This is a genomic window from Saltatorellus ferox (assembly GCA_007751475.1).
In the GTDB taxonomy this organism is placed as follows: Bacteria; Planctomycetota; UBA1135; order UBA1135.
The window spans coordinates 17,353-41,391 of the sequence record CP036434.1; the positions used below are offsets into that span (position 1 = coordinate 17,353).

At 66.8% G+C, this 24,039-nt stretch carries 19 protein-coding genes; 6 read left to right on the forward strand and 13 right to left on the reverse strand.

Going from position 1 to position 24,039, the window contains the following annotated elements; genetic code table 11:
- The first annotated feature begins 17 nt into the window (after nucleotides 1-17).
- Nucleotides 18-1,103, forward strand: a complete 1,086-nt coding sequence (locus Poly30_RS00075) for a protein-glutamate methylesterase/protein-glutamine glutaminase (RefSeq protein ID WP_145193968.1) — start codon at nucleotides 18-20, stop codon at nucleotides 1,101-1,103.
- Between the two features lie 5 nt (nucleotides 1,104-1,108).
- Here Poly30_RS00075 and Poly30_RS00080 read toward each other — a convergent pair whose 3' ends face one another.
- The 4 genes from Poly30_RS00080 to Poly30_RS00095 all read right to left on the reverse strand — a co-directional run bounded on the left by Poly30_RS00080 (nucleotide 1,109) and on the right by Poly30_RS00095 (nucleotide 6,100).
- Nucleotides 1,109-1,930, reverse strand: coding sequence for an SDR family NAD(P)-dependent oxidoreductase (locus Poly30_RS00080; RefSeq protein WP_419190762.1), 822 nt, complete (start codon nucleotides 1,928-1,930; stop codon nucleotides 1,109-1,111).
- Nucleotides 1,931-1,961: 31 nt separating this feature from the next.
- Nucleotides 1,962-2,462, reverse strand: coding sequence for a hypothetical protein (locus Poly30_RS00085; RefSeq protein ID WP_145193972.1), 501 nt, complete (start codon nucleotides 2,460-2,462; stop codon nucleotides 1,962-1,964).
- Nucleotides 2,463-2,570: 108 nt separating this feature from the next.
- Nucleotides 2,571-3,941, reverse strand: a complete 1,371-nt coding sequence (locus Poly30_RS00090) for an RsmB/NOP family class I SAM-dependent RNA methyltransferase (RefSeq protein WP_145193975.1) — start codon at nucleotides 3,939-3,941, stop codon at nucleotides 2,571-2,573.
- Nucleotides 3,942-4,054: 113 nt separating this feature from the next.
- Entirely contained in the window at nucleotides 4,055-6,100 is a 2,046-nt protein-coding gene (locus Poly30_RS00095) for a S9 family peptidase (RefSeq protein WP_419190763.1), read from the reverse strand.
- A gap of 252 nt (nucleotides 6,101-6,352) precedes the next feature.
- Here Poly30_RS00095 and Poly30_RS00100 point away from each other — a divergent pair, with 252 nt between their 5' ends.
- On the forward strand, nucleotides 6,353-7,663 hold the full coding sequence (locus Poly30_RS00100) for a sulfatase-like hydrolase/transferase (protein WP_419190764.1): 1,311 nt from the start codon (nucleotides 6,353-6,355) through the stop codon (nucleotides 7,661-7,663).
- Nucleotides 7,664-7,691: 28 nt separating this feature from the next.
- Here Poly30_RS00100 and soxR read toward each other — a convergent pair whose 3' ends face one another.
- Entirely contained in the window at nucleotides 7,692-8,177 is a 486-nt protein-coding gene (soxR, locus tag Poly30_RS00105) for a redox-sensitive transcriptional activator SoxR (RefSeq protein ID WP_145193979.1), read from the reverse strand.
- 102 nt (nucleotides 8,178-8,279) lie between these two features.
- Here soxR and Poly30_RS00110 point away from each other — a divergent pair, with 102 nt between their 5' ends.
- Nucleotides 8,280-8,666 carry a VOC family protein gene (locus tag Poly30_RS00110; RefSeq protein ID WP_145193981.1) on the forward strand — a complete coding sequence of 129 codons (387 nt, stop codon included), beginning with the start codon at nucleotides 8,280-8,282 and terminating at the stop codon, nucleotides 8,664-8,666.
- A gap of 167 nt (nucleotides 8,667-8,833) precedes the next feature.
- Here the strand turns inward: Poly30_RS00110 and Poly30_RS00115 are convergent, their stop codons facing one another.
- Nucleotides 8,834-9,124 (reverse strand): hypothetical protein, encoded by a 291-nt coding sequence (locus Poly30_RS00115; protein ID WP_145193983.1) that lies wholly within the window; start codon nucleotides 9,122-9,124, stop codon nucleotides 8,834-8,836.
- A gap of 647 nt (nucleotides 9,125-9,771) precedes the next feature.
- On the opposite strand from Poly30_RS00115, the gene Poly30_RS00120 reads away from it, so the two are divergent.
- Nucleotides 9,772-11,262: a right-handed parallel beta-helix repeat-containing protein gene (locus Poly30_RS00120; RefSeq protein WP_419190765.1), complete on the forward strand. Its 1,491-nt coding sequence runs from the start codon at nucleotides 9,772-9,774 to the stop codon at nucleotides 11,260-11,262.
- A 697-nt stretch (nucleotides 11,263-11,959) separates the two neighbouring features.
- Here Poly30_RS00120 and Poly30_RS00125 read toward each other — a convergent pair.
- The 5 genes from Poly30_RS00125 to Poly30_RS00150 all read right to left on the reverse strand — a co-directional run bounded on the left by Poly30_RS00125 (nucleotide 11,960) and on the right by Poly30_RS00150 (nucleotide 17,122).
- Nucleotides 11,960-13,906, reverse strand: a complete 1,947-nt coding sequence (locus Poly30_RS00125) for a di-heme oxidoredictase family protein (RefSeq protein ID WP_145193986.1) — start codon at nucleotides 13,904-13,906, stop codon at nucleotides 11,960-11,962.
- Between the two features lie 104 nt (nucleotides 13,907-14,010).
- A complete protein-coding gene (locus Poly30_RS00130; RefSeq protein WP_419190766.1) occupies nucleotides 14,011-14,841 on the reverse strand; it encodes a hypothetical protein in 831 nt (276 codons plus the stop codon).
- 2 nt (nucleotides 14,842-14,843) lie between these two features.
- Nucleotides 14,844-15,644, reverse strand: a complete 801-nt coding sequence (locus Poly30_RS27990; protein ID WP_419190767.1) for a TPM domain-containing protein — start codon at nucleotides 15,642-15,644, stop codon at nucleotides 14,844-14,846.
- 5 nt (nucleotides 15,645-15,649) lie between these two features.
- Nucleotides 15,650-16,246 (reverse strand): LemA family protein, encoded by a 597-nt coding sequence (locus Poly30_RS00145; RefSeq protein ID WP_145193990.1) that lies wholly within the window; start codon nucleotides 16,244-16,246, stop codon nucleotides 15,650-15,652.
- Between the two features lie 222 nt (nucleotides 16,247-16,468).
- Complete coding sequence (locus Poly30_RS00150) at nucleotides 16,469-17,122, reverse strand: ECF-type sigma factor (protein WP_145193992.1); 654 nt, start codon at nucleotides 17,120-17,122, stop codon at nucleotides 16,469-16,471.
- Between Poly30_RS00150 and Poly30_RS00155 the strand changes: the two genes are divergently transcribed.
- Nucleotides 17,121-21,131 carry a WD40 repeat domain-containing serine/threonine-protein kinase gene (locus Poly30_RS00155; RefSeq protein ID WP_145193994.1) on the forward strand — a complete coding sequence of 1,337 codons (4,011 nt, stop codon included), beginning with the start codon at nucleotides 17,121-17,123 and terminating at the stop codon, nucleotides 21,129-21,131. The genes Poly30_RS00150 and Poly30_RS00155 overlap by 2 nt on opposite strands.
- Before the next feature lie 15 nt (nucleotides 21,132-21,146).
- On the forward strand, nucleotides 21,147-21,854 hold the full coding sequence (locus Poly30_RS00160) for a class I SAM-dependent methyltransferase (RefSeq protein ID WP_145193996.1): 708 nt from the start codon (nucleotides 21,147-21,149) through the stop codon (nucleotides 21,852-21,854).
- 69 nt (nucleotides 21,855-21,923) lie between these two features.
- Here the strand turns inward: Poly30_RS00160 and Poly30_RS00165 are convergent, their stop codons facing one another.
- Nucleotides 21,924-22,742 (reverse strand): hypothetical protein, encoded by an 819-nt coding sequence (locus tag Poly30_RS00165; RefSeq protein ID WP_145193998.1) that lies wholly within the window; start codon nucleotides 22,740-22,742, stop codon nucleotides 21,924-21,926.
- Between the two features lie 166 nt (nucleotides 22,743-22,908).
- Nucleotides 22,909-23,946, reverse strand: coding sequence for a hypothetical protein (locus tag Poly30_RS00170; RefSeq protein WP_145194000.1), 1,038 nt, complete (start codon nucleotides 23,944-23,946; stop codon nucleotides 22,909-22,911).
- Nucleotides 23,947-24,039 lie beyond the last annotated feature (93 nt).

Genomic DNA, 24,039 nt, shown 5'->3' on the forward strand with positions numbered 1-24,039 from the left:
GGCGGGGCGGGAGCGGCATGACAGCCCCCCCAAAGCGGGTCAAGGTCCTCATCGTCGACGACTCGGCCCTGATTCGAGCGCACCTCAAGCAGCAGCTCTCCGGCGTCCCTTTCGTCGAGATCGTCGGACTGGCTCCCGATCCATTCGTGGCGCGGGACATTCTGATGAAGCAGTCTCCAGACATCATCCTTCTGGACATGGAGATGCCGCGGATGGATGGATTGACGCTCCTGCGCAAGATCATGCAGTACAAGCCGACGCCGACGCTGGTCATCAGCTCGGTGACGCCCAAGGGATCTGACACGGCGCTCGCGTGCCTGGAAGCGGGCGCGATCGACGTGCTCTGCAAGCCCAGTAGCGCGTACTCGATCGATGAGCTGCAGGACAAGATCCTGAACTGGATCCGCGAAGTGGGCCGACAGGGGTCGGCGCGGATGGCCCGTCGTCAGGCGTCGCTCGCGAAGATCCCGGACGTGGGCGCAGCGGGAGCGGGCGTGACGAGCAGCATCGCCACCACGAACCGACTCGTCTCCATTGGCTGCTCCGCAGGTGGGCCAGAGACGCTACGTCACCTTCTCGGCGCGCTGCCGCGCAACAGCCCCGGGATCGTCATCGTCCAGCACATGGGCCCCGAATTCCTGAAGCAGATGGCGACGCGCCTCGACCAGGCATCGCGGGTCGAGGTCAAGCTCGCCGAGGACGGTGACTCGATCCTCCCTGGACGAGTCCTCTTGGCACCCGGCGACATCCACATGGAGATCGTTCGAAGCGGCGCGCGGTACGCGGTCGCGCTCAAGAGGGGGGATCGAGTCTCCGGGCACATGCCCGCGGTTGATGTGCTCTTCGAATCGACCGCCAAGGCGGCTGGCAAGAACGCCCTCGGCGTGATCCTCACGGGCATGGGGAACGACGGTGCGCTGGGAATGAAGAAGATGCGCGACGCGGGAGCGCGCACGATCGCCCAGGACGAGGAGAGCTGCATCGTTTACGGCATGCCTGCGCGCGCCGTCGAGGCGGGGGGCGTCATGGAATCGTTGCCGCTCGGCGCGATCCCGAAGAGGATCGTGGACTTCGGGAACGCAGGCATCCGCCAGTCGGCGTAGCCGGGTCAGCGCCGGGGGGTCTCCCAGTCGCCCCCGAGCCTTCGCACGAGCGTCCGGTCCGCGAGCCTGGGCGTGAGGATCGACAGGATGCCGAGCAGCCGCCATTTCCACCGCAAGGAGCGTTCGGGAACCGGGTCTCGATCCAGTTCGAGCACGGCGCGCGCGACATCACCGGGTCCGGCCGCGGTGCCGAGGTCGGGGTCCGGAAGGGCCTCGGGGTTGGCCTGGGCCTGGAAGAAGCCCGTCGCCGTCAGCGCCGGGTTCAGGGTGCTCACCGCGATGCCGCTATCTGCCCATTCGATACGCAACGCCTCACCGATGGAGCAGACGGCGGCCTTGCTGGCGGAGTAGCCCGCTTGCCCCGGAATCCCGCGCCGGCCCACCACGCTGGACACGTTGACGACCACGGGACGTTCGCCGCGGCGGAGCAGCGGGTAGGCGGCCTTGCAGGTCAGCAGGAGCGCGAAGACGTTCGTGTCGAACACGCGACGCAGCTCGGCCGGGTCGAGGTCGGCCACCCGTGACCGATAGCCGATGCCCGCGTTGTTCACCAGCAGATCGAGGCCACCGAACTCGGCCTCGATGCGATCCGCCGCAGCTTCGATGGACGGGAAGTCCGTCAGGTCACAGGGCAGGACCAGGTGCGGACCCGCGGCGGAGACAGGCAGCTCGCCGGCGATGGTGTCCAGCCGATCCCGTCTGCGCGCGAGGAGAGCCACGCGGTAGCCCTCACGGGCCAGAAGCCGTGTGACGGCCTCGCCTATGCCCGACGAGGCGCCGGTGACGAGGGCTCGGCGCGCGGCGCCGGCTGGTGAGCTGGGGTTCAAGGGGCCTGACTGGAACGTCGCGCGTCTTCGATCATTGGATCTTGCGCACCTTCTTGATGTGATCTTGCCAGCGGCCACGCTCGCGGCTCAGTCGATCGACCTGACGATCGTTCGGGTGATTCGCGAGGAGGTCGATGATCCAATCGCCGGTCTGAAGGAGCGCTTCGTCTAGCTTGTCGCGGGCCTCGATGCCCTTGGTCCGATAGGTCTCCTCGTCACCCTGGTTGAGCGCGGCGGTCGCCTCCTTGACGAGCGCGATACCGGCGTCGCCGAGAACCTTGGCGTCGACCCAGAGCTTCGTTTCGGCGAGCCCCTCCGGCGCCGTATTCTGGGTTCCGATCTTGCTGCCGTCGCGCGCCTTCGGGTCGTTGTCCCGGTCGGCGAACGGGTTCGACGTCTGCTCCTTGACGACCGCCCTCTCTGCGGCCTGGGCCGCGGCGGCCGCTTCCTCATTCTTCTTCTTGTTCTGCATCACGGCCACGACGAGCGCACCGACGACGAGAAGGCCGATCGCGGCGAAGACCGGCACCATGCTGGGGCCTTGGGACGAGCGGGCGGAACTGTTCCTGGGGGAGCGTGAGGCCATGGTTGCGGGCAGTGAAGGGGTCTGGGGGGGGACGATAGAGATCGGTGAAACGCTTCAGCCAACAGGCGGGATCGCACCAGCGGCTTTCCTGCGGAGCCTGACAGCGTAACCGCCGTCGACCGGGCCTCCGCTCTCGAACGTCCCGGGCCGGGACGCGCGTTCCTGTTCGATCTCCCAGGCGTTCTTGCTGGCGTCCTTCAGGAACGTCTTGACGATGCGGTCGTTCTCTTCGGTCTCGAGGCTGCACGTGGAGTAGACGAGCGCACCGCCGACTTTCACGCGCGACGCGGCCTCGCGGATGAGGTGAGCCTGGAGCGCGGTGAGTTCTGCCTGGGTCTTCGGGCTGTAGCGCCATCGTGCCGCGGGCCGCTGGGCCAGCACGCCGGTGTTGCTGCACGGGGCGTCGAGGAAGACCACGTCGAAGACGGCCCCGGGTGCCAGGCCAGCCGTGCCATCCATCGCGGCGAGGTGTGGCGGCGTTACGCCCAGCCTCTCGAAGGAGGAGGCCATCCGCGCCATTCGATAGGCAGAGATATCCGTGGCGACGAAGCGCGCAGGCTTCCGTTCGGCGAGGACAGCCGCCTTGCCACCGGGGGCCGCGCAGAGGTCGAGCACGTCGAGACCCTCGACGTTCCCCGCGGCCTCGGCGGCCCGCACGGCGTGCTCGCCCTGGATGGTGATCCGTCCTTCCTGGAACGCGGCGGAAGCGATCATGGCTCCGGTGGCGTCGGCGGGCGCCAGGAGGATTCTCGGATGGCTCGCGGAGGCGATCGTCTCGATGCCCAGATCCCGGAACTCCTCGAGGAGGGTCTCGATCGGCGCGCTCTGGGCCCCCGTCACGCGGATGGAGAGCGCGGGCTCCTCCTGGGCCGCCCGCGCCATCGCGTTGGCTTCCTCGAGACCGTACCGCGTCGTCCACTTCTTGTGCAGCGCGTTGGGAATCGAGAGCGCGTCTTCGGCCCAAAGGTGCGGATGCTCCGCCGGGTCGCGGAAGAGCGGGAAGTCGAAGTGGATGTCGCGGCCGTCGATGTCGCGGGTCAGGTCGCCGGACTGGCCCTGGCGCATCTCGCGGAGGACGTTGCGCAGCACGCCGTTGACGATGCGACCCTTCGAGAGCCCCAGGTAGTCGGCGCAGGCGCGAACCGTCTCGGAGACCGCAGCATGCTCGGGCACCCGATCCATGAAGAGGATCTGCGCGAGCCCGATGCGGAGGAAGGTCGCGAGGTCGGGCTTGGGCTTGTGGTGGGTGAACGCGCCCACGACCGCGCGGAGCGTCCCTCGCCTGCGGATCTCCGTGCCGACGATCCGCCGAAGGAGCCCCGTGTCACGGGGGTCGAGTTCACGCTCGCGCGCGGCGCGGTCGACCTCCAGGAGAGGCTTTTGGGAGGAACTGCGGAGACAATCGAACGCGGCGTGACGGGGCATATCCGGCGAATCGTATCCGCTAACCCGCGTGGGTGCAGGGTGAGCCCCGCACGACTCCCGGGAAAAGCCCGGGAGTCCTGAAGGGGAGCACCGCGCGCCCCTTCTTCACGGGCCTACTTCGGCCCGCAGTGGTCGCCGAGCCATTCGAAGAACACGCGGTGCCACACCACGCCGTTCTGCGGCGACTGCACCCAGTGTCCTTCCTCGGGGAAGTAGAGGAAGCGCGACGGGATCCCCTCGACCTGGGCCGCCGTGAAGGCCTCCATGCCCTGGGTCACCGGGACCCGGAAGTCCTTCTCGCCGTGGATGACGAGCAAGGGCGCGTTCCAGTTGCCGACGTAGCGGTTGGGCGAGAATCGGTCGTACTTGGCCTGGATCTCCGGCGAGGACCAGTAGGGTCCGCCGAGGTCGTGGTTCACGAAGAAGAGCTCTTCGGTCGAACCGTACATCGACTCCAGGTTGAACACGCCGCAGTGGGCGATCATCGCCTGGAAGCGGTCGCCATGGTTGCCCATGAGCCAGTACACGGAGTAGCCCCCGTAGCTGGCGCCGACGGCGGCCGTGCGAGCCTTGTCGACGTAGGGCTCGGCCAGCATCGAATCGGTGGCCGAGAGAAGGTCCTGCATGGCCTGACCGCCCCAGTCGCCGCTGATCTGGTCGTTCCACGCGCGGCCGAAGCCCGGCAGGCCCCGCCGGTTCGGCGCGATCACGATGTAACCCTGGGCCGCCATCAGGTGGAAGTTCCAGCGGTACGAAAACCACTGGCCGACCTGGCCCTGGGGTCCGCCCTGGCAGTAGGTGAGCAGCGGGTACTTCTTGGCCGGATCGAAGTCGGGCGGGTAGATCACCCAGGAGTGGATCTTCTTGCCGTCGGTCGCGTCGACCCAGCGCTCCTCGATGCCCGGGAGCTTCAGCTCACCGAAGTAGGCGCCGTTGACGTCCGTCAGGAGTCGCGCGGAGCCGTCGGCGAGGTTCATCACGGCCAGTTCGGTGGGCCGGGTCATATCCATGCGCGTCACAAGGGCTCGCTCGCCGTCGGGAAAGAGCTCGACGAGGTCCCAGTTGTAGCGGCCTTCCGAGAACTGCTTCGGCTCGCCGCCTTCGGCTGGCATGCGGAAGAGCTGGTTGGTTCCGCGCCACTCGGAGGTGAACAGGAGCGCGGTCGCGCTGGGCGACCAGCGGGCTCCGTGGACGGTCTGGTCGAGACCCTTCGTGGGCTCGACGACCTCGCCGGTGGCGATGTCCATGACGAGCACGCGGTTGCGGTCCGACTCGAAGCCCGGTCGCTCCATGGAGTGCCACCCGAGGCGCTGGCCGTCCGGGGAGAAGAACGGGTCGTTGTCGTAGCCGTCGCGGCCGTCGGAGACGTTCCTTCGCTCCGTCGGCGCGTCGAGCGATACGAGGTACACGTCGCTATCGGTCGACTCGGCCCAGCGCTCGACCTCCTTCATCGTGAAGGCGAGGCTCTTGCCGTCCGGTGCCCATGCGTATTGCTCGGAGCCGCCGAAGGGAGGCACCGGGCTGTCGACACGCATGCCCTCCATCAGATCGACGTGTTCGCCAGCCCGGCCCTCGTCGTCGATGGGTGCCACGCAGAGGTGCGAGTAGCTGAAGTCGTGCCAGGCGTTCCAGTGGCGGTACATCAGCGTATCGATGATGCGCGCGTCCGCCTTGGGCAGGTCCTCGTAGATCTCGGTGACCTCCGGGTCGAGCTTGACGTCGACCGTGTAGGCGACGTGCTCCCCGGTGGGGGACACCTTGACGTTGGCCACGCCGCCCTCGACGTTCGTGACCTGCTTGAGCGACCCGTCGGCGACGTTGAGCGACCAGACCTGGGTGGACGCGCCGTCGACGTCGGGCCGGCCCGCAAACAGCACGCGCTCACCGAAGGGCGTCGGAGCGAACTGAAGCTCGCCCGCGCCCCGCCAGCCCTCGAACAGAAGCCGGGACTTACCGGTGGCGACGTCGACCACGAAGACGCTGGATCTCCCGGAGTTCTCCGAAAGGTCGTAGTCCCGGACCGAGTAGGCGGCCAGGGCCCCGTCGGAGGAGAGCGCGGGGGAGCCGAGTCGATGGAGGTCCCAGAGAAGCTCGGGGCTCATGAGGCGGTCCTGGGGAGCCGCCGTGAGCGCAAGGAGTAGAAGAGCGGTGTGGATCATGCCGGGCAGGATACCGCCTGAACGGACCCGCGGCCTGCGCGACTCCACCGTGCTCCTGCGGCTCGCGTATAGTGATCGCACCGACCGCGGTTCCTGGCCTCGCGCGGCGCCACCCCATTCGAGATGACTTTCGCTTCCCAGCGCCCAGCGCTCCGCACTTTCGCTTTCGCCGCCCGGTGTCTCGCCGTCCTCTTCGTCGGCTGCCTGACAGGTTGCGGAGATGACGCCCAACCCGCTGGTGCCACGGAGCCAGTGGCTTCCCGACGGCCGAACGTCCTCATCATCCTCGCGGACGACCTCCGCTACGACGGGCTGTCCGCGACCGGTAACCCCTGGATCCAGACGCCGGCCCTGGATCGCATCGCGCAGGAAGGCGTGCTCTTCGAGCGCAGCTACGTGACCACCTCCCGTTGCTGCCCCGCGCGCGCCAGCTTCCTCACCGGTCGCTACGCCCACGTGCACGGCGTCCTTACGAACAAGCCCAAGACCGACTTCCACAAGAGCTTCTCCACCTACCCCGAAGAGCTGCACGAGGCGGGCTACCGAACCGGCTACATCGGCAAGTGGCACATCCTCGCGCGCGGCCAGGAGTCCGGGCCGCGCCCCGGATTCGATCGCTGGGTCAGCTACGAGGGCCCGGGCTCGCACTTCGACCAGGAGTTCAACGTCGACGGCGAGACCGTCCCTTCGAAAGGCTTCCAGGCCGACCGTCTCGCCGACTACGCGCTGGAGTTCCTCGACGAGCAGCCGGACGACGAGCCCTTCCTCCTGACGGTTGCCTTCAAGAACCCACACGTGCCCATGACGCCCGCGCCGCGCCACCGGGGACTCCTCGACGCAGCGGCCATCGAACTCCCGGAGAGCGCCTACGACCCGGTCGATAGCCTCCCGTTCTTCTACCGCCGGATCCGCAGCAACACCGACCGCAACCACGCTATCGAGAGCGCCGCGGCCTACGTGGAAGAGACGCGCCGCTACTGGGAACTCGTCCTCTCGATCGACGACAACGTCGCGCGGATCCTCGCCAAGCTCGAAGAGAAGGGTGAACTCGACACCACGGTCGTCATCGTCACCGCCGACAACGGCCAGCTCCTCGGCGAGCACGGGGTCCAGCAGAAGGGCATCTCCTACGAGCCGTCGATCCGCATCCCCTTCGCCCTGCGCTACCCGCCGATCACGAAGGGCGGCGGTACGACGGAGAGCATCGCACTGAACGTCGATCTCTTCCCGACGCTCATGGATCTTTGCTCGATTCCCTCTCCGCCTCCATCGGACGGCATGAGCCTCGTTCCTGTGCTCGAACACCCCGAATCGGTGGTGCGCGACACGTTCCTCTACGCTGGCCCCCAGTGGAACAACGGCGAGATGGAAGAGACGGCCGTCATCGACGGGGACCTGAAGCTCATCCGCTTCGTGGCAGCAGACGGTGCCCAGGACGTTCTGTTCGACCGGGCGAAAGACCCCGAAGAGCGCCGGGACGTGATCCACGACCCGGCCTACGCGGAGGACGTGCGCCGCATGCGCGCGTTCCTGGAGTCCGAGTCCGAGCGGCTCGGGCTCTGACCACTCCGCGCGTCATTTCACGGAGGCGCTACTCGACGCGATCGCGGCGCCCGCCCGTGTCAGGGCATGTGTCGCCCAGCAGGTAGCGCGGGCCCGTGCCTCCGCTCGCAGCGGCGTCGCCCGGGTTGTAGATCCTGCACGCTTTCAGCGACAGGCATCCGCAGCCGATGCAGGAGGTCAGCCTGTCGCGCAGCAATTCGAGGCCGCGGATGCGCTCATCGAGATCCGCACGGAAGCCGCGGGCGAGGCGCTCCCAGTCGCGCCGGTTGGGTGCGCCTGATTCGGGAAGGTGGTCCAGCTGCTCGGCGATCGCCGACAGCGGGTACCCGAGGGCCTGGGTGATCAGGATGAACGACACGCGGCGAAGGTCAGAGCGCTGGAAGCGCCGCTGGCCGCCCGCCGTGCGGATCGAAGTGAGCAGGCCCTTGGACTCGTAGAAGCGAATGGCGGAGGTGGCGAGGCCGGTGCGCTCGGCGAGCTGCCCGATGCTGAGGTCCAGGGGGTGCGGTTTCATTCGTCAGGAGATTCCGGGGTTTTGGTCTGGATCTCAACCTTAGTTGAAGTCCCAGAACCCGGGCAGATTCGTTCCCCTTTCCCCCTGAACCTGGAGAATTCCATGTCGAAAGCCCGTCTTGAGCACTTCAACCTCACCGTCCTTGATCCCGATGCCACCGCTGCTCTTCTCGTTCAGCTCTTCGACTGGAGGATCCGCTGGAGCGGCGCCAGCATCCATGATGGGTACACGGTCCACGTCGGGGACGAGGACAGCTACATCGTCCTGTACTCGCAGCCCAGGGCGAATGCGCCGGGCGTGCCGACCTACGATCGTCATCTGGCGCTCAATCACCTCGGGGTCGAGGTCGACGACCTCGACCGAGCGGCGGAGCGGGTGGTCGAGGCGGGTCTCGAGACCTACCATCACCAGGACTACGAACCCGGGCGGCGCTTCTACTTCCGGACGGGCGATGGCCTCGAAATCGAGGTGGTCTCCTACGGGAAGTGATCGTTCCTCCGGGTCCGTTGGTCCAGGGTAAGTGGCTGCTGCGCGGTACCCTTCGATGCCATCGAGATCAGCACTCTTCAGGCCCACCGCTGTGTGCTCTCGCCAGCCTCCCCTTCTGACTGGCTCTCGGGTTGGCCGCTCGTGCAATGCGGCCCACCCGAGATGGATCAGGCGAGTACGGTGAAATAGAGCGCCAGTCCGACTGCGAGGACGGCGAGCGCGAGGGCGCCCATGACGATCGGGTTCGTGCTTCTCGACTCGCGCAGGCGGTCTTTCTGATTCAACTGGGCGCGCGCGTCGTCGGCGACAGGGCCCTCCTGGGAAGGCCTCGTCACCCTGGGGTCGGTCGCCGTATCGAAGTCGCGAACCGTGTCGCCCACATGGGTCGTCGATTTGCGAACGGTAGGAGCGGCGGTCGTGCCACCGATTTCGGTCTTGGACGGGCTTTTCTCGTGCATGGTGTGAAGTTCGGGCGAGGCAACACGTGCCCTTTCCCGACGCCGCATGCTGCATCGAATGGCTAAGCGGAACCTAAACGCTGGAGGAATTCCGCTTCCAGGCCACAGGCTCCGTTTCCCGACGTCCCATGCCGGAGTTCCAGGCCTCCCATGCTCATGCACTCGCACGCCAGGAACTCGGCCGTGGTCACCACGGCATCCACGCCACTCGTGGTGATCACTGTTCTTCTCACCTCTGCCTCGACGTCGCACGCTTCCCGCCGTCCAGCCCGCGAGGCCAGTCCGGTGCACCGGAGGGGGCTCGGTTCCATGTGACTCGCGAACGGGGGATGAGAGAACGAGAACAGCAAGAATTCAGGGGAAGGCGAAGTGAACCAGGCGGTCGGTCACGATTCATCCGCCATCGAGAGATCAATGCGGCCGGCCTCCCAGGCCTCCGAGACCTGCATGAACAGGGTTGTCCGCCCAGAATGGGAGTCTCAGAATCCGGCGAACGGTTCTGAAACTCGCGTCCCGAGAACGGCTATTCCTGACGCCCTGCTCATGGCCCCCTGCCCTGTGCGGGTGCTCAGGGCCTCTTCCATCCCCCGTGAATGCCAACAGAGCATTGACGTAAACCCCGACCTCGCGCAATGAATCCTCTCTGCTTGCTCGCCACACCCATGCTCGCACTTTCTCCTCTGATGGCTCAGTCCAACTATTGGGTTGATCCAGCCCATGGCTCCGACGGCGCTGCTGGCACGAGCTCGACGGCACCCTGGAAGACCCTCACCCATGCGATTACGAATGCCGCGGCCGGAGCAACGGTGCACATGCAGCCCGGCACGTACGGCATAGCCTCGGGGGAGACCTATCCTCTCGAAGTCACTTATTCCCTCAACTTGGTTGGCGACGGGGATCGAAGCGCTGTGATTATCAACGGCGCGGGCGGTGGGTTCAGGTTGATCCGCGTCGCGACCGTCGGGTCGCCCGTCATGGAGTTTTCTGATTTTACGATCGATGGCGGTGATTCGGAGACCCTTGTCTCGGTCGAAAATGCCAACTTGTCGCTCCGAAACATCTACGCTTCCGGCGGAAGCGTAGGCTTCGATTCCTGCTCGGGATCGACCGTGACGATTGACGGATGCGTCTGCACGGATATGTCTTTTTTGGGCGTCCGGTCCAGTTACCTTTCGACCATGTACGCCCTGGATAGCACGTTCAGGAACTGTGGCTGGGCAGGAATCGGCATTGCAACCGCGTTCGGCTTCGAGAACTCCGACCTCTACATCGCACGTTGCCGTATCGAACACAACATCGGGGACGGCATCCGACATGAAGCCTTCGGGGTCGGCGACTCTTCCTCGATCACGATAGAGGACTCGTTGATCGCCAACAATGGAGGCTTCGGAGTCTCAAACTTCGGATCGGATGGCGGCAGCCGACTTACGATCAGGTCCTGCACGATTGCTGACAACTCGCTGGGCGGCTGCCAAGGTCCTCTCTCTGTCTGGGCCGGATCGATTACCAACACGATCGTCGCGGGCAACGGCTTCTTCGATGTCTCGGGATTCCCGTCGATCTTCTCGAGCCTGATCGGAGACGGGAGTGGTGCGAGCGGCACCTCGAACCTCGCTGGTGACCCTCGATTCGTCGACCCGGCCGCTGGCGATTTCTCCCTGAGATTCGATTCTCCGTGTGTCGATCAAGCCACGGCCCCCTCGACCGGTCTCGGTCTCGACTTCAACGGCCGAATGCGTGCGGTTGATGGCGACCTCGACCTGACTGCGGAACCGGACATGGGAGCATTCGAGCTCCATACGCTGAGCGGCCCGACGAGCTCGAGACTCGGGCAGCCGATCGAACTTTTCGTCAGCGGCCCAAGTCAGGGCTTCGCAACGGCCATCGTCAATCATGGCGGATTCGCGCCGTTCGGCGCGCAGACCCCGTTCGGGCGCTTATTCCTTCCCTCAGCCGGGTCGTTTCGACTTGCGCCTGTCATGACGACTGGCCGCGGTCCGACGCCTGTCATGTTCCAATTCCCCAGTTCGCCGGCACTCATTGGGACCTCGACTGGGTTCCAGGCCCTGGTCCGTTCGCAGAATGCGCCTGCGGGTGGAGCTCTCAGCAATCCGATTCTCGTTCGAATCGACGCATAGCAGCGCGTGGTGAAAGGGTTGACGGATGGGAACTCCACGCGGGGTGTTGATGCCGCCACCACCGTGGCCTGGGGCCAGACTCATTGTCACGCCCCGTCCTCACATGCGACTCGATTTGGCGCCTGTCGTTGAGCCAGAGGATCTAGCTCGGCCCGGACTGGCTCCTTCGATCCCGTCGTCCGCATCGATCCATGAGCGTGCTACCGCGCGCCCGGACAGAGTCGAGCCGGGCTGGATCGAGGGGTTCGTGTCCGTCCCTAACGAGGCAAGCTCCCATCTCCGAACGGACCTGGCCTTCCCAATGGGCGGTGGGAGCCAGTCAACCTGATCATCGATCGCGCCGGGCACTTTCGGTACCGCACAACGTCTTGCGGAGACCTCATGCTGCAGGCCGTTGCCGAAGGAAGGGGATCGACGAGGGTGACGCGCCTGACTTTGAGTCCAGGTGAGACCGTGGACGTCGGGACGCTTGTTCTTCAGTCCGGAGATGGGCTGCATGGCCAGGTGCGCTTCTAGAACGGCGACCCTCTCAGCGTGGGCACGATCGCCGCCCTCCCGCTCCACTCGGCCGGCGCTGCCCCCATGACGGGAGCGAGCGCACCGCTAGGCGCCGACGATCACCAAATCACCGTCCGCGGATGCTTCCTGAAGCTCCGCTGCGTTCGCGATCCGTCTCGGGCTCTGACCTCTCCGCGCCTCAGTCCCTGATTCCGTCGCGATAGCCCCGCTGCATCGGCGCCTCGTCCCACACGTCCGGCCAGCCGTCGAGGTCGCTGTCCTTGCGGAAGGGAAGGTTCAGCCCGTACGCATCCGTCAGGTTCACCGCAGCGTGGCTCCGGAAGAGTTCGCCCTCCAAGTTGACCATGAGGCCCTGGATCTGGACCGGGGTCGCGAAGAGCCATTCGGCGTTGAACCGTTCGGGCCCCGTGTCCTCGCCCTGGACCATGAAGTTCTTGGCGATCTGGCCGTCGCCGTCGATATCGGCGGGCAGGCTCTCGACGTCGTAGAGGACGAGCTTGCCCAGGAACGAGACCAGCTTCTCGCGATCGGCTGAATCCAGCGCCAGGTACGCGGCCGTCGAAGCCGCGGCTTCGCCGCCGTGGCGGCGGATCACGTCGTCGAGCGTGAGGGAGCGGCCGTCGTGGCCCCAGGGGAAGCCGCTTCCCACGCCCCACAGGGGGGCCGTTCTCCAGAGCCGGTTCCGATTCCCATCGAAAGCCGCCTCCGTGAAGGCGGGCCCCATGTCGTGGTGCCGGAAGTCGGTGAAGAGGCCCTGGATTCGCGCGCTGGAACGCCGCGGTACATGGAGCTCACCGTTCAGGTCGTAGAGCCTTTCCATGCGTCCTTCGAGGCGCCCCGTGGATCCGTTCCAGCGCACGTCGAGATCGAAGAGCCTTCGGTCGCCCGCGAGTACCCCGTCCGCCGCATCGATCTGCCAGTCAGCGACGTGACAGCTCGTGCAACGGGCAGCTTCCAGGAGCGCGAGTCCTTCCCGGTACTGGCCATACGTGCCCGCAAAGGCCGGGCGCGGCGCGTTCAGCATGAACCACTCGGCCAGATCGAGGTCGCCCTCGCTGATCTCGTTCAGATGGCCATCCCCGTCGGGATCGTCGAGGCTGAACCCGAGCGAGTGCCTCGACGCGCCGCGGTCGGGTGCCCTGTGGGTGGCCGGGAACTGCACCGCGCCCGCAAGGGTCGGCACGCTGACCCCGTCGCCGTCCGGATCGTCGTCGGTGGACGGGTCGAAGGACTCCAGGTTCGTGTGCGTCAGCATCGGATCCCATACGAACGCCCGGTTGGTCGGGTTGAGCGCTGATTGCGGCGTACGCTGGCCCCAGCCCCAGACGACCATCTCGAAGCCGTAGTGCGTCGCCACTCGACCATCGACCGAGGTGGCGCCCGGCACCTGGCGCACCGTGCCCTCGGCGTCCGCGGCGCCGTACCAGATGCGATAGATCGGGTTGAGCCCGGGCACGCCGATCGAACCGCCGCTCAAGCGGAAGGTGCCGTGGTCGATGGGAGCCGCGCCCGGCACGTTCTGGATCGTGGCGCGGTCGGGCCCGTGCAGAGCCTCGCGAGCGCTGACCCATCCATCCCCGTCGTGGTCGACCTGGTTCAGGAGCTTCTGGCGCGTCTGGAGTGCGAGCATCTCCATCACCCCCGCGCCGAAGTAGTGCGGCGTATTGCGCCCGAAGCCGCTGTCCTTCGAGAAGTTCGCTCCGCCCCCCGCGTTGCCGTTGGGCAGGTTGTGGCATCCGGCGCAGCTGAGCTGATTGTTCGCCGTGATCTTGGCCGTCGTTCCATCGAGCATCGGACCGGCGAGGCCGCCCACGTTCGTGAGGACGGCGCCGTCGCGGTGCCGGAACTCGCGCAGGTTCAGGTTCCGACCGAGCTGGTAGCCCAGGAACGGATCCCTTTGCAGGAGGTACGCGGTCGCCCCCTCGTCACCGGGGTCTTCGGAATGGATGGCACGCACGCGCGGGTTCTTGACCGAACGCCCGGACGCGTCGACGTCCGGCGCACCGGAGCCGACGAGTGCGCCGCGCTCGGCGTACTGGGCCGTAGCCTGGGGAGCCAGGACAGCCCCGAGGCTGCCGAGCACGGTGAAGAGGACGAGGGCCCGTCGGGCGTGGAAGGAACTCATGGGGTCAGATCACGGGGCTGGTGGGTACGAAAGGGTCCGTTCCACCAGCGACCGATCCAGTTCTGCCCCGGTTGCAGCCTTCGACGCGATTTCTTCGATCGCGCCTACCGGCGGCGCACCTCGACGTCGTCGTCGAAGCGGTTCTCCCTTTCGCCCGTCGCAGGCAAGGCCTTCGCCAGCGTTTCGCCGACGGAATCGATGCCGCGCTCCAGCGCCTCCCGCAGGTGTCCACCGGAGCCGCCGCTCGACTGCAGGACACCCAGCACCGCGGCGTCCGCCGCGACCCAGCCGTTCTCGCCAGCGGCCGCATGCGCCGCTTCGTCCGCCAGCACGACCACGCGCTGTTCGAACACGCTGACGAAGAGCAGCACGGCGCTCCGCCCCGACTTGGAAGTCAGATCGAGCCGCTGAAGCTCCTGGAGTGCCTGTTCCTCGGCCACCTCGCTGGCGCGCGCTTCACGCACGAACGAGCGCCGGAAATCGGCGAGCATGCGCGCGAGGGCATACCCGCCGGCGCCGATGGCCGCTTGCAGCCCCACGAGGCCAAGGGCGCCCACCGTGGGAAGGACGCCGCCGAGGAGCAGCGTTCCCACGGCCAGCGTCACGGCCGCCGCTTTCCACGCGGCGTCCGGGTGATCGTCCGAGGCCTCGACGACCACCACGACGATCTCTCCGTCCGTCCGCGCCTCGGCCGCTGCCACGCGGTCGCGCAGCGCCTGGCGATCGGCGTCGTGGAGCGCCTCGGCCGCGTGGTAGCGCGACGCGCGCAGGAGCCCGCGCACCACCACGAACCCCATGAGCGCCGCGAAGATCCAGGGACCCCATCGCGTCCCGAAGTTCACCCAGCCGTCCTGGACCGTGTGACCGACCGCTTCCCAGTCAGCCGAAGCCGCGCTGCCCTGGAGGAGCGCCGTGGGTACCTGGAAACCAAACATGCTCACCATCCTCCCGAAGCGCCGCCGCCGGAGAAGCCGCCGCCGCCACCGAAGCCACCGAATCCGCCGCCCGAGCTGCCGCCGAAGCCGCCGCCGCCGAAACCGCCCGGCCCGCCGATGATGACCGGTCCGACGCCGCCGCGCCCGCCGCGCCACGCCTGCGGGTTCTTTCGGCGACGTCTGCTGATGAAAACGAAGAAGAGGATCATGGCGCCGATGACGAGGAGGTCCTGCCAGACGAATGTCTCGTTCGAGCTGGCTCGCTCCACCGGTCCATAGTCGCCCCCGGCCGCTGCGTGCAGCGCGCGAACCGCCGCGTCGACGCCGCCGTCCACGTCGCCGGCTCGCAGTCTTGGCTGCAAGATGTTGCGCAGGATGCGGCTGGCGATCGCGTCGGGAATCGAGCCCTCAAGCCCACGACCGACCTCGATGCGCGTCTTGCGCTCGGCCGCAGCCAGCACGAGGAGCGCCCCGTCGTTCTCACCCTCGCGTCCGAGCTTCCATTCACGCGCCGTGCGAAGCGCGAGCTCTTCGATATTGCGTCCGCCCAGGCTCGGCACGGTGAGCACGGCGATCTCGTGCCCGCTGCCGTTGCGGTACGACTCCATCAGCGCTTCGAGTTCGATCTCCTTGGCGGGCGAGATCAGGTCTCCAAGATCGGTGACCCAACCCTCTGCTGCAGGAACGGCCTGGGTGGCAGCTGCGGGAGAAGACAGCAGAAGGACGGCGGCCACGAACGCACCGAGCCAGTACGCGTGGCGAAAGAGCGTGCGCGAGACCAGCCGATGAGGAGTCGAGAGCACGGGAATCAGCGGTCCGAGCCGAAGTCGATCTTCGGCGCGTCGCGGACGGCCTCGTCGAAGGACATCTGCGGCTTGGCTTCGAATCCGAACTGGCTCGCGAGGAGGTTCTTCGGGAAGCTACGAACGCCCGTGTTGAACTTCTGCACGGCGTCGATGTAGTCGCGGCGCGCCACGCCGATGCGGTTCTCGTTGCCTTCGAGCTGGGCCTGGAGGTCGCGGAACGCCTCGGTTGCCTTCAGCTGCGGGTAGTTCTCGGCGACCATCAGGAGTCGGCCGAGGCTCTGCCCGAGGGCGTCCTGGCTCTTGATGAACTCGTCCATCTGCTCCTGGCTTTGCGGCCCACCTTCGGGGAGCCGGACCTGTCCGACCTTCGCGCGCATCTCGGTCACCTCGGTGATCGTCGACTTCTCGAAGTCGGCGGCTCCCTTGACGGTCTCGACGAGCTGCGGCACCAGTTCGGCGCGGCGCTGGTACTGGTTGTCGATCTCAGCCCACTTGGCGGACACGCCCTCGTCCGAGGAAACGAGGCCGTTGTAGCTCGCGACGCCGATGCCGCCGACGACGAGAACCAGGAGGAGAATGACGGCGAGGAACTTGCCCATGGGAATGGTTCAGGGGAGAGGTGACTTCGCGCGGGCATCGAGCGGCCGACAGGGCCGCCCCGACGTAGCGCGGGAGCCCCATGGTACGTTTTCTCCTCGCAGCGCCGGGTAACGCCCCGTTCATACCCTCGACCTTCTTGGCGTGACCGCTCCCGAGGCTGTGCCAGCCGACCGAGCCAGCCGACCGAGCCAGCCGACCGAGCCAGCCGAAATCTGGATCCGTCAGAGGCCCGCAGACTCGCGCTCTTCCATCCACCGCTTCAGCCACGCCCGGGAGAACGTCAGGTCTCTCACCACCGTGTTGCGCGAAACCCCCAGATGCTCCGCGATCTGCGCACCTGACATGCCAGCGAAGAACCTGAGCTCGACGATCTTGCCGTGCCTCGGACTCGCCGCTTCGAGCTGCACCAGCGCTTCTTCCAGGAGAGCCAGATCCAGGTCCTCCTCAGGATCCTCGTCGACGATTCCACCGAGCGTGACCCGCTTCCGCGAGGCATGGCCACCCCGTTTCTCGGCTCCGACGGTCCTCGCATGATCGACGAGGACGCGCCTCATCGTGACCGCAGCGGCGCTGAGAAAGTGCAGGTGCCCCTCCTCGCCGGCCTTCTCCGCGTCGACGAGTCGAAGGAAGGCCTCGTGGACCAGCGCCGTCGGCTGAAGCGTGTGGGAGCCCCGCTCGCGGACCATCAGCTGTTCCGCCATCCGTCGGAGCTCGGAGTAGAGGACCTCCATCAGCTTCGTGCTGGGCTTGCCCGTGGAACTGACCTCAGCGAGGAGGTCGTGGATGTGGTGATTTGGCAACGCTCTGATCCCCTGGATTGGCTCACAGGAGAGTCTAATTGCCTTCGACGAGCCGCGTAGGATCGAAAGGCCCATGGAATCAGATCGTTTCTTACGAACCGCCGAAATCTTCGCCCAGGCCAGGGAGCTGGCGGGGACCGCGCGCGATGCGTATCTGGATGAGGCATGCGGCGACGAGGAAATGAGAGTCGAGGTCGTGGATCTTCTCCTGAAGGACGCAGCACCCGACGACGATCCGCTCGTGCGCGTGCTGACTCAGGAGGACGCTCCGCCCTTGCCGACACCGATGAACCTGCCGCAAGCGATCGGAGGATTCCGCATCCTTGGCCTCTGCGGATCGGGCGGGATGGGCACGGTCTACGAGGCGGAGCAGGACGACCCGCGTCGGCGCGTGGCTCTCAAGGTGATCCGCGCAGGGACCTTGGCGCCGGCACTTCTCGGCCGCTTTCGAAGGGAAGCGCAGATCCTGGCGCGCCTCCAGCACCCGGGGATCGCGCAGATCTTCGAGTCGGGCGAATTCGAAAGCGACGGCGAACTCCAGCCGTACATCGCGATGGAGTACGTCCACGGTCTGCCGTTGCTGTCGTTCGCCTCGACCCACGCGCTCTCCGTCTCCGCCCGCATCGATCTCTTCGTCAGGGTGTGCGAGGCGATTCACCATGCCCACGAGCAGGGGATCGTCCACCGGGACATCAAGCCGGACAACCTGCTCGTTCTCGAACAGGGTCTCTCGAGGCAGAGTTCTTCGAAGCAGAGTTCGTCCAAGCAGAGCGCATCCGAGGTCGTCGGTCAGCCCAAGGTCCTCGACTTCGGCGTCGCGCAATGGGCCGAATCCCGGAGCCGTCAAACCCTCGCCACGGCCCCGGGCGCGCTCCTCGGGTCGGTGGCGTACATGAGTCCAGAGCAGGCATCCGGCGCGGTCGAAGAGGTGGACGCCCGCAGCGACATCTACTCCCTCGGCGTCGTCCTGTTCGAACTCTTGACCGGCAAGCTTCCCCACGACGTGCATCGCATGCCGCTGGCCGACGCGCTCCATGCGATTCGCCACAGCGATCCGCAGAGGATCGGAACGGCGGATCCAGGCCTTCGCGGTGACCTCGACACGATCGTGGGCAAGTGCCTCGAGAAGGAGAAGGACCGGCGCTACGGGTCGGTCGTGGGCCTCGTCGACGACCTCCGCCGCTTCCAGGAACTCAAGCCCATCGCCGCGCGCCCGCCGTCCACGTGGTACCAGCTGGAGCGGTTCGCTCGACGCAACCGAGCGCTGGTCGGAGGCGTTCTCGCCACGTCCCTCGCGCTCTTGATCGGCGCCATCGTGGCCGTGATCTTCGCGTTCCAGTCCGAGAGAAGCGCGAGGGTGGCGAGGCTCAGTCAGGCTCAGTCCGAACAGGAGGCCTATCGCGCCAACGTGGCCGCCGTGTCGGCGCTCCTCGACGTGGATCCCGGCCACGCGCGGCGGCTCCTGACCAGAATCCCCGAGGAGCGGCGCGGCTGGGAGTGGCGTCATCTGTTCGCCGCTCTGCCGGGGGCCGTCCTCGAATTCGGCGAGGTCGCGCCGCGCGATCCGGGTCGTTTCCATTCGGAGTCGACAGAGGACATGCAGGTGGTGTCGAGCGGCGCCGAAGTGCTGGCGCTGAGCGCTCCCGACGTGCTCAGCCGATGGGAGACGAGGACGGGTCGCGCGGTGGGTTCCCTCGCGGCGCCGGGCTTGGTCCGCTGCTTTGCGGCTGCGCGTGACGGTGACCTGATCGCAGTCGCGCTGGAGGATGGCCGCGTCGTGACGGCCACCACAGGTGGTGGACCGCCCGAGTGGAGGACATGGTCCGAGGGGCCCTCCCGCGTGGACGCGATCGCGGTGTCGGCGGCCGGCGATCTCGTGGCGATCGAGCGTGGAGGCGAGATCCGTTTCGGTCGACCCGGCGCGTGGCACGTCATCCCTGACACCGGCGACCACGCCTCGTTCTTTCGTCCCGCAGCACTCGAGTTCTCGCCCGACGGCCGCCGTCTCGCCGCCCTTCTCGATGAACTTTGCACCTACGACACGGGGACCGGCGCGCGGATCGGGGAGCCGATCCCGTCCGATCAGATTCACTGGTCCTTGGCTTTCTCTCCGGACGGCGAAACGATGGCCGCTGGCCAGATGCGCAGGGAGATCCGCCTCTTCGATCCGGTGACCGGCGACTACGGGGCGGAACTCCTCGGCCATACGATGGCCGTCACCCAGGTGGCCTACGGAAGCCCGGAGCGGCTCCTCTCACTCGATCAGGACGGCACGATCCGAGTCTGGAACGTTCCCGAGGAGAAGCAGATCGCGGTCTTCGATGCGCCAGGTACGACCCGCGCCGAATTCCTCGACGAGCGCCACGTACTGACCCTGACGAACGGACGATTCCAGCTGTGGACGACGGACACGGGGCGCTCTCGCGATTTGCTCGGGCACGGAGCGCACGTGTTCGACGCTGTCTTCTCCGGCGATGGACGCGTCCTCGCGACGAGCGCTCCTTGGGGGGACTTCTTGATCTGGGATCCGCTGGAGACGGCGCCGCTCCGGCGCGTTCCCTCGCGCACATGGACCCAGGTTGCCTTCGATCCTTCGGGTCGAGACCTGCTCGTGTCGACGCGCTCGTGGGACGAGAAGAGGCTCACGCGCCTCGATTGGGTGACGGGTGAGACGGTGGAAGAGAGCGTCGGCGCGCGGGGTGCTTTCCACGGCAGGAGCGTCTCCGGAGACCTGAGGATCGACGGGGCCGCCGGTCCGCCCGAAACCGGGGATTGGGCCGTGTACCGCACCGAACACGGATTCGGCGGCACCAGCGTGGGGACGCGGGCCTTCCGGAACGGGACCGAGCTCGACCACGATTCCTCGGCCGGTGTCACCGAGCTCGGCCCGTATCCTCTCCTGTCCGTCGGAGGTATCGGGCCCTACGAATTCTCGGGCGCCGTGGCGGATCTCATCGTGTTCGATGGCGAGCTGTCCTCGTCCGGCGTGGCGGCCATCGACGCCTATCTCGACGGACGCCGTGCCGGAGCGAGCGTCGACTTTCCCGAAGAGGCTCTCGACGGTGAGCCCGTCATCCTGGCGCGTTTCAGCGCGAGTCCTGCGAGCGTCCGGTGTTCGCCGGAGGGGGCCGTTCTCTCATGGGAGAACATGGTGCCCTCGCGCGGGGCGCTTCGCCCTCGGGGACGAGCCGACCGGACGATCTCCTGGGTAGCGGCGCAGCCAGGCCGTCCGGCTTACGTTTCGTTCGAAGGGGGCTACAACGGACTGGGCTGGCTCGAACTCGATCTTCCCGCCGCGCGAGGGAAGGATCGGCTGACCGTTGCCTGGCTCGGGTGTTACGGGCTAGAGCGCAACGGGCAGACGGCCTACGGAATCGGAAGCCTGTCCACGCCGTTCGCCGGATCCGATCGGGACCCACGGGTCGACAAGGCGGGCTCTGCCCTCAGCTTCAGCCGCGATGGGAAGCTGGTGGGCGACACCTGGGCGGAGAATCGCGGGGGGCCCTTGAGCGTGCGAGAGACCGGCACGGGAAGATGCGTCGCGCACTTCCCTGGCATTTACCACGGGAACTCGTTCCGCCCGAATACTTCGCAGATCGCCTGTGGATCGGACGATGGTTCGCTCGACATCCACGACGTGCGGACGGGTGAGCGAGTGGCCCGCATCCTCGCCCACAGCAGCGCCTGCCTCGACGTGGCCTACTCGCCGGACGGTTCGCGGATCGCGACGTGCGGGAACGACAACGCGCTTCGCCTCTGGGACGCGGAGTCCCTCGAACTCCTGCTCGAATTCCCGGGTCACAGGTCCTACGTCCGCGGCGTTGCGTGGAGCCCGGACGGCACGATGCTCGTCTCCGTGTCAGGGGACTACGTCGTGCGGGTGTGGGATACGATCCCGCGCGAGGAGCGCTACCGAGAGCGGCAGCAGAACAGCCTCCTGGCCGACGAGATGAGAGACGAAGTCGATGCGCTGCGCCGGTCCTTCGAAACGCCCGCGGAGGCGTTGGCCGAGGTGAATCGCCGCTGGCCGGAGAGCAGCGCGCGGCGCCGAACGGCGCTCAAACTGCTGGCGCGGAGTCTCTGAGACGTACCCGTTTCCATGCCGGCCCCTTCAGCCCGACCGGAGCCCGACCTGCCGCCCATCGAAGGCGGATGGGAGCTGCATGCCTTGGCCGGAAGCGAAGATCCGGAGCTTGCGGCCCTGTCGTTCTGGGGGCCGGCACGACCCGACCAGCTCTACCATCTGGACGCCACCCCGGCGGCCACCGAGTTCCACGATTCGATGCCGTACTGGGCGTGGCTCTGGGACTCCGCGCCGCGAATGGTGCGTGCGCTGGAGCGGCGCGGCGTCCAGGGTCGCGTGCTGGAGGTGGGCGCGGGCATCGGCGCGGTGGGCGTGGCGCTGGCGGCCCGATCGAAGGGTCGCGTACAGGCGACGGTCACCGACTACGACCCGCTTTCGATCGCCGCGATGCGCGCCAACGCGGCGCGCCACCACCAGAGCGCCGACTCGGTCCAAACCCTCGACTGGCGCGCGCCCGCCGAACTCCCGGGCGGCCCCTTCCCGACGATCGTCGGCTGCGAGGTAATCTATGACCCGAAGAGCCACGGCGCGCTCCTCGACGTATTCCAGCGCTTTCTCGAACCCGGCGGCCGCGTGTACCTCGCGGACCCAGGCCGCGACCGCGTCCCGCAGTTCCTGAAGCGAGCCCGATCGCGAGGGTTCAGCACCACGCTGGAATCGGCCGATGGCCAGATCGCCGAACCCGTGCGGGGAGCGTTCCGAATTCTTGTGCTGAGGGCCTGAGGAAGAATGGCTCAGACTCGACGGGACTCCCCGAGCGCCATTTCGAAGGCCCCGGGGCTTTCGAGATGGTTACTCGTCGAGCATGGCTCGGACCAGCGCCTTGAGGTCGTCCGACCAATCCTGGACCGGCGTGTTCAAGCCGACGAAGGACACCTGGCCATGCCGTGCGGCGGCCGCGTACCTTCTGTCTCCGTCGAAGAGGGCGATGACCTCCAGGTCGGTAGTTCTTGCGGGCTTGCCCAGGTACAACCCGAAGAAGGTCGCGTTTCGATCTTCCAGGCTGTAGAGCGGCCTCGCCAGCATGGGGGCTCCCTCCTTCACCGTAGCGACGGCAGCGGGTGAGATTGGAACGATGCCGTCCGGCATCCCGTGGGCGCAGTAGCCAGCCCGGACCTGAAGTCGCAGACGGGAGACCCAGTTCATCGCTCCCCAGCCGACGGCCACGATGCGCCGATCGCGAAGCGCGTCCATCGACGGAACTTCCTGCTCGGGGTCCTCGCGGGTCCTTTTGCGATCCAGGAGGCCCATGAGGAGGATGGGCCGCGAGTCATCGGCAGGGATCTGGTCGCTGGCCAGCACTTCCACCTGGATGCCCGCTTCTCGCAAGGCCTCCGCCGTTTCCACGGCGGAGACGCCGGAGACGTAGGCATAGCAGTCGAGCAAGTCCTTTCGGTCCGCTCCCTCCACCGGCGTGGGCTGGTTCGATGGACCAGCGTCCCTGGCGTCGCCCTTAGCGGAGTCCATGGCGATGTCAGAGCGATTCGGCAAGGTGCCGACGTCCGTGCTCTCCGCGGGAGCCCGGCAGCCAGCGGCAACGCCAAGGAGCAGGAGGGAGCCGGTCAGCCGCAGCCGGGTCGAGCTGGCCGCGCGGGATTTCAATCGATTCATGGGCTTGGCCTTGGAGCGTGGTGATTCCATCGATGAGCGAGTCGAGGTCGGGGTGTCGAAAGCGTCTCTCGACACGCCCCTGCACTTAGTCGGAGACGCTACGAAGGTCACAGTGGGCCAATCGAATCGTGCATTCGCGGATCGATGGACGGAAGGCATCCCTCTTTCAGCGAGCCCGCACCTTCTTCCCGCCAAGGATCACCCGACGGAACTCCTGGATCATCGGCAGCTTTTCGTTCCAGGGCGACGCATCCCAGCGCGTGGGATCGATCGGGCTCGGCTCGCCCTCGAAGCCCTCCGGGATCTGGCTGTGCAGCTCCGGTGGGTCGACGGTTCCGTCGTAGAAGTGAAACTCGTAGCCAGGTACGAACGCCTCGTCCACGGCCGAGACGTGCGTGGTGCGCACGCCGAAGCTCATGATCTTCGTGGTGAGCGTCTGCGGCGGGTTCATCCAGACGTGCGTCGGCGACGCGATGAACTGGAACTGGACGCGACGGTTCATGGAGAGCACGCGGTGCTTCTCGATGCGGCCGTTGTAGAGTTGGCTGGAGCTCACGGTGAAGCCGAGGTGGCCCTTCGCGAAGTCCGGCGCGAAGCCCCTGGCGAAGGTGAGCGACGTGGGGTCGTTCTTGCGCTTGAGGCGCGCGATGGGGCGGCCGCCGTTCAGGTTGTATTCGGCGGCGGCGCGCTCGCGCGGGCCGCTGAAGTCGGCGAACGGGCGAATGCGGTTCGTGGGCCCACTCCGCAGGACGAGTTCGACGGCCTCGTGGTCGAGCTTGGGCTTGAAGCCGCGGCGCGTCGCGTCGTCCAGCGCGCCCTGGATCTCCAGGGGGAGGTTCGTGGTTTCCTCGAGCGTCTCCAGGTACTCGCCGTCCTCGCGGTGGATCCACTGCACGTCGCCCTTGCCGATCCAGTTCTCGTCCTCGGTGCGCACGACGTGACTCGCCACGCGCCAGACGAGGGAGGAGTCCTTGTAGAAGATGCGAGGCCAGATCTTGCGCTTCCGCTCCAGGCACACGAAGGCGATGAAGAAGTTCAGGTCGTCGTGGGCGAAGTGGGAGAGGTAGTAGGTGGCGTTCAGGAACGCAAGGCGATAGCGCGGCGCGCGGCGGCCCTCGAGCAGCGTCTCGGGATGGTCGCGGGCCGTCCCTGAAGGCGCGAGGCGGTAGCCGCCATCGAGCAAGGCCTGGAAATCCCGGGCCACGGCCTTGGGGCTGCCGTCCTCGAGGGGCGCGTCGGGTTCGATTCGAGTGTCGATGGGAGTGTCGAAGTTGGGAATTTCTGGAATTTTGACAGA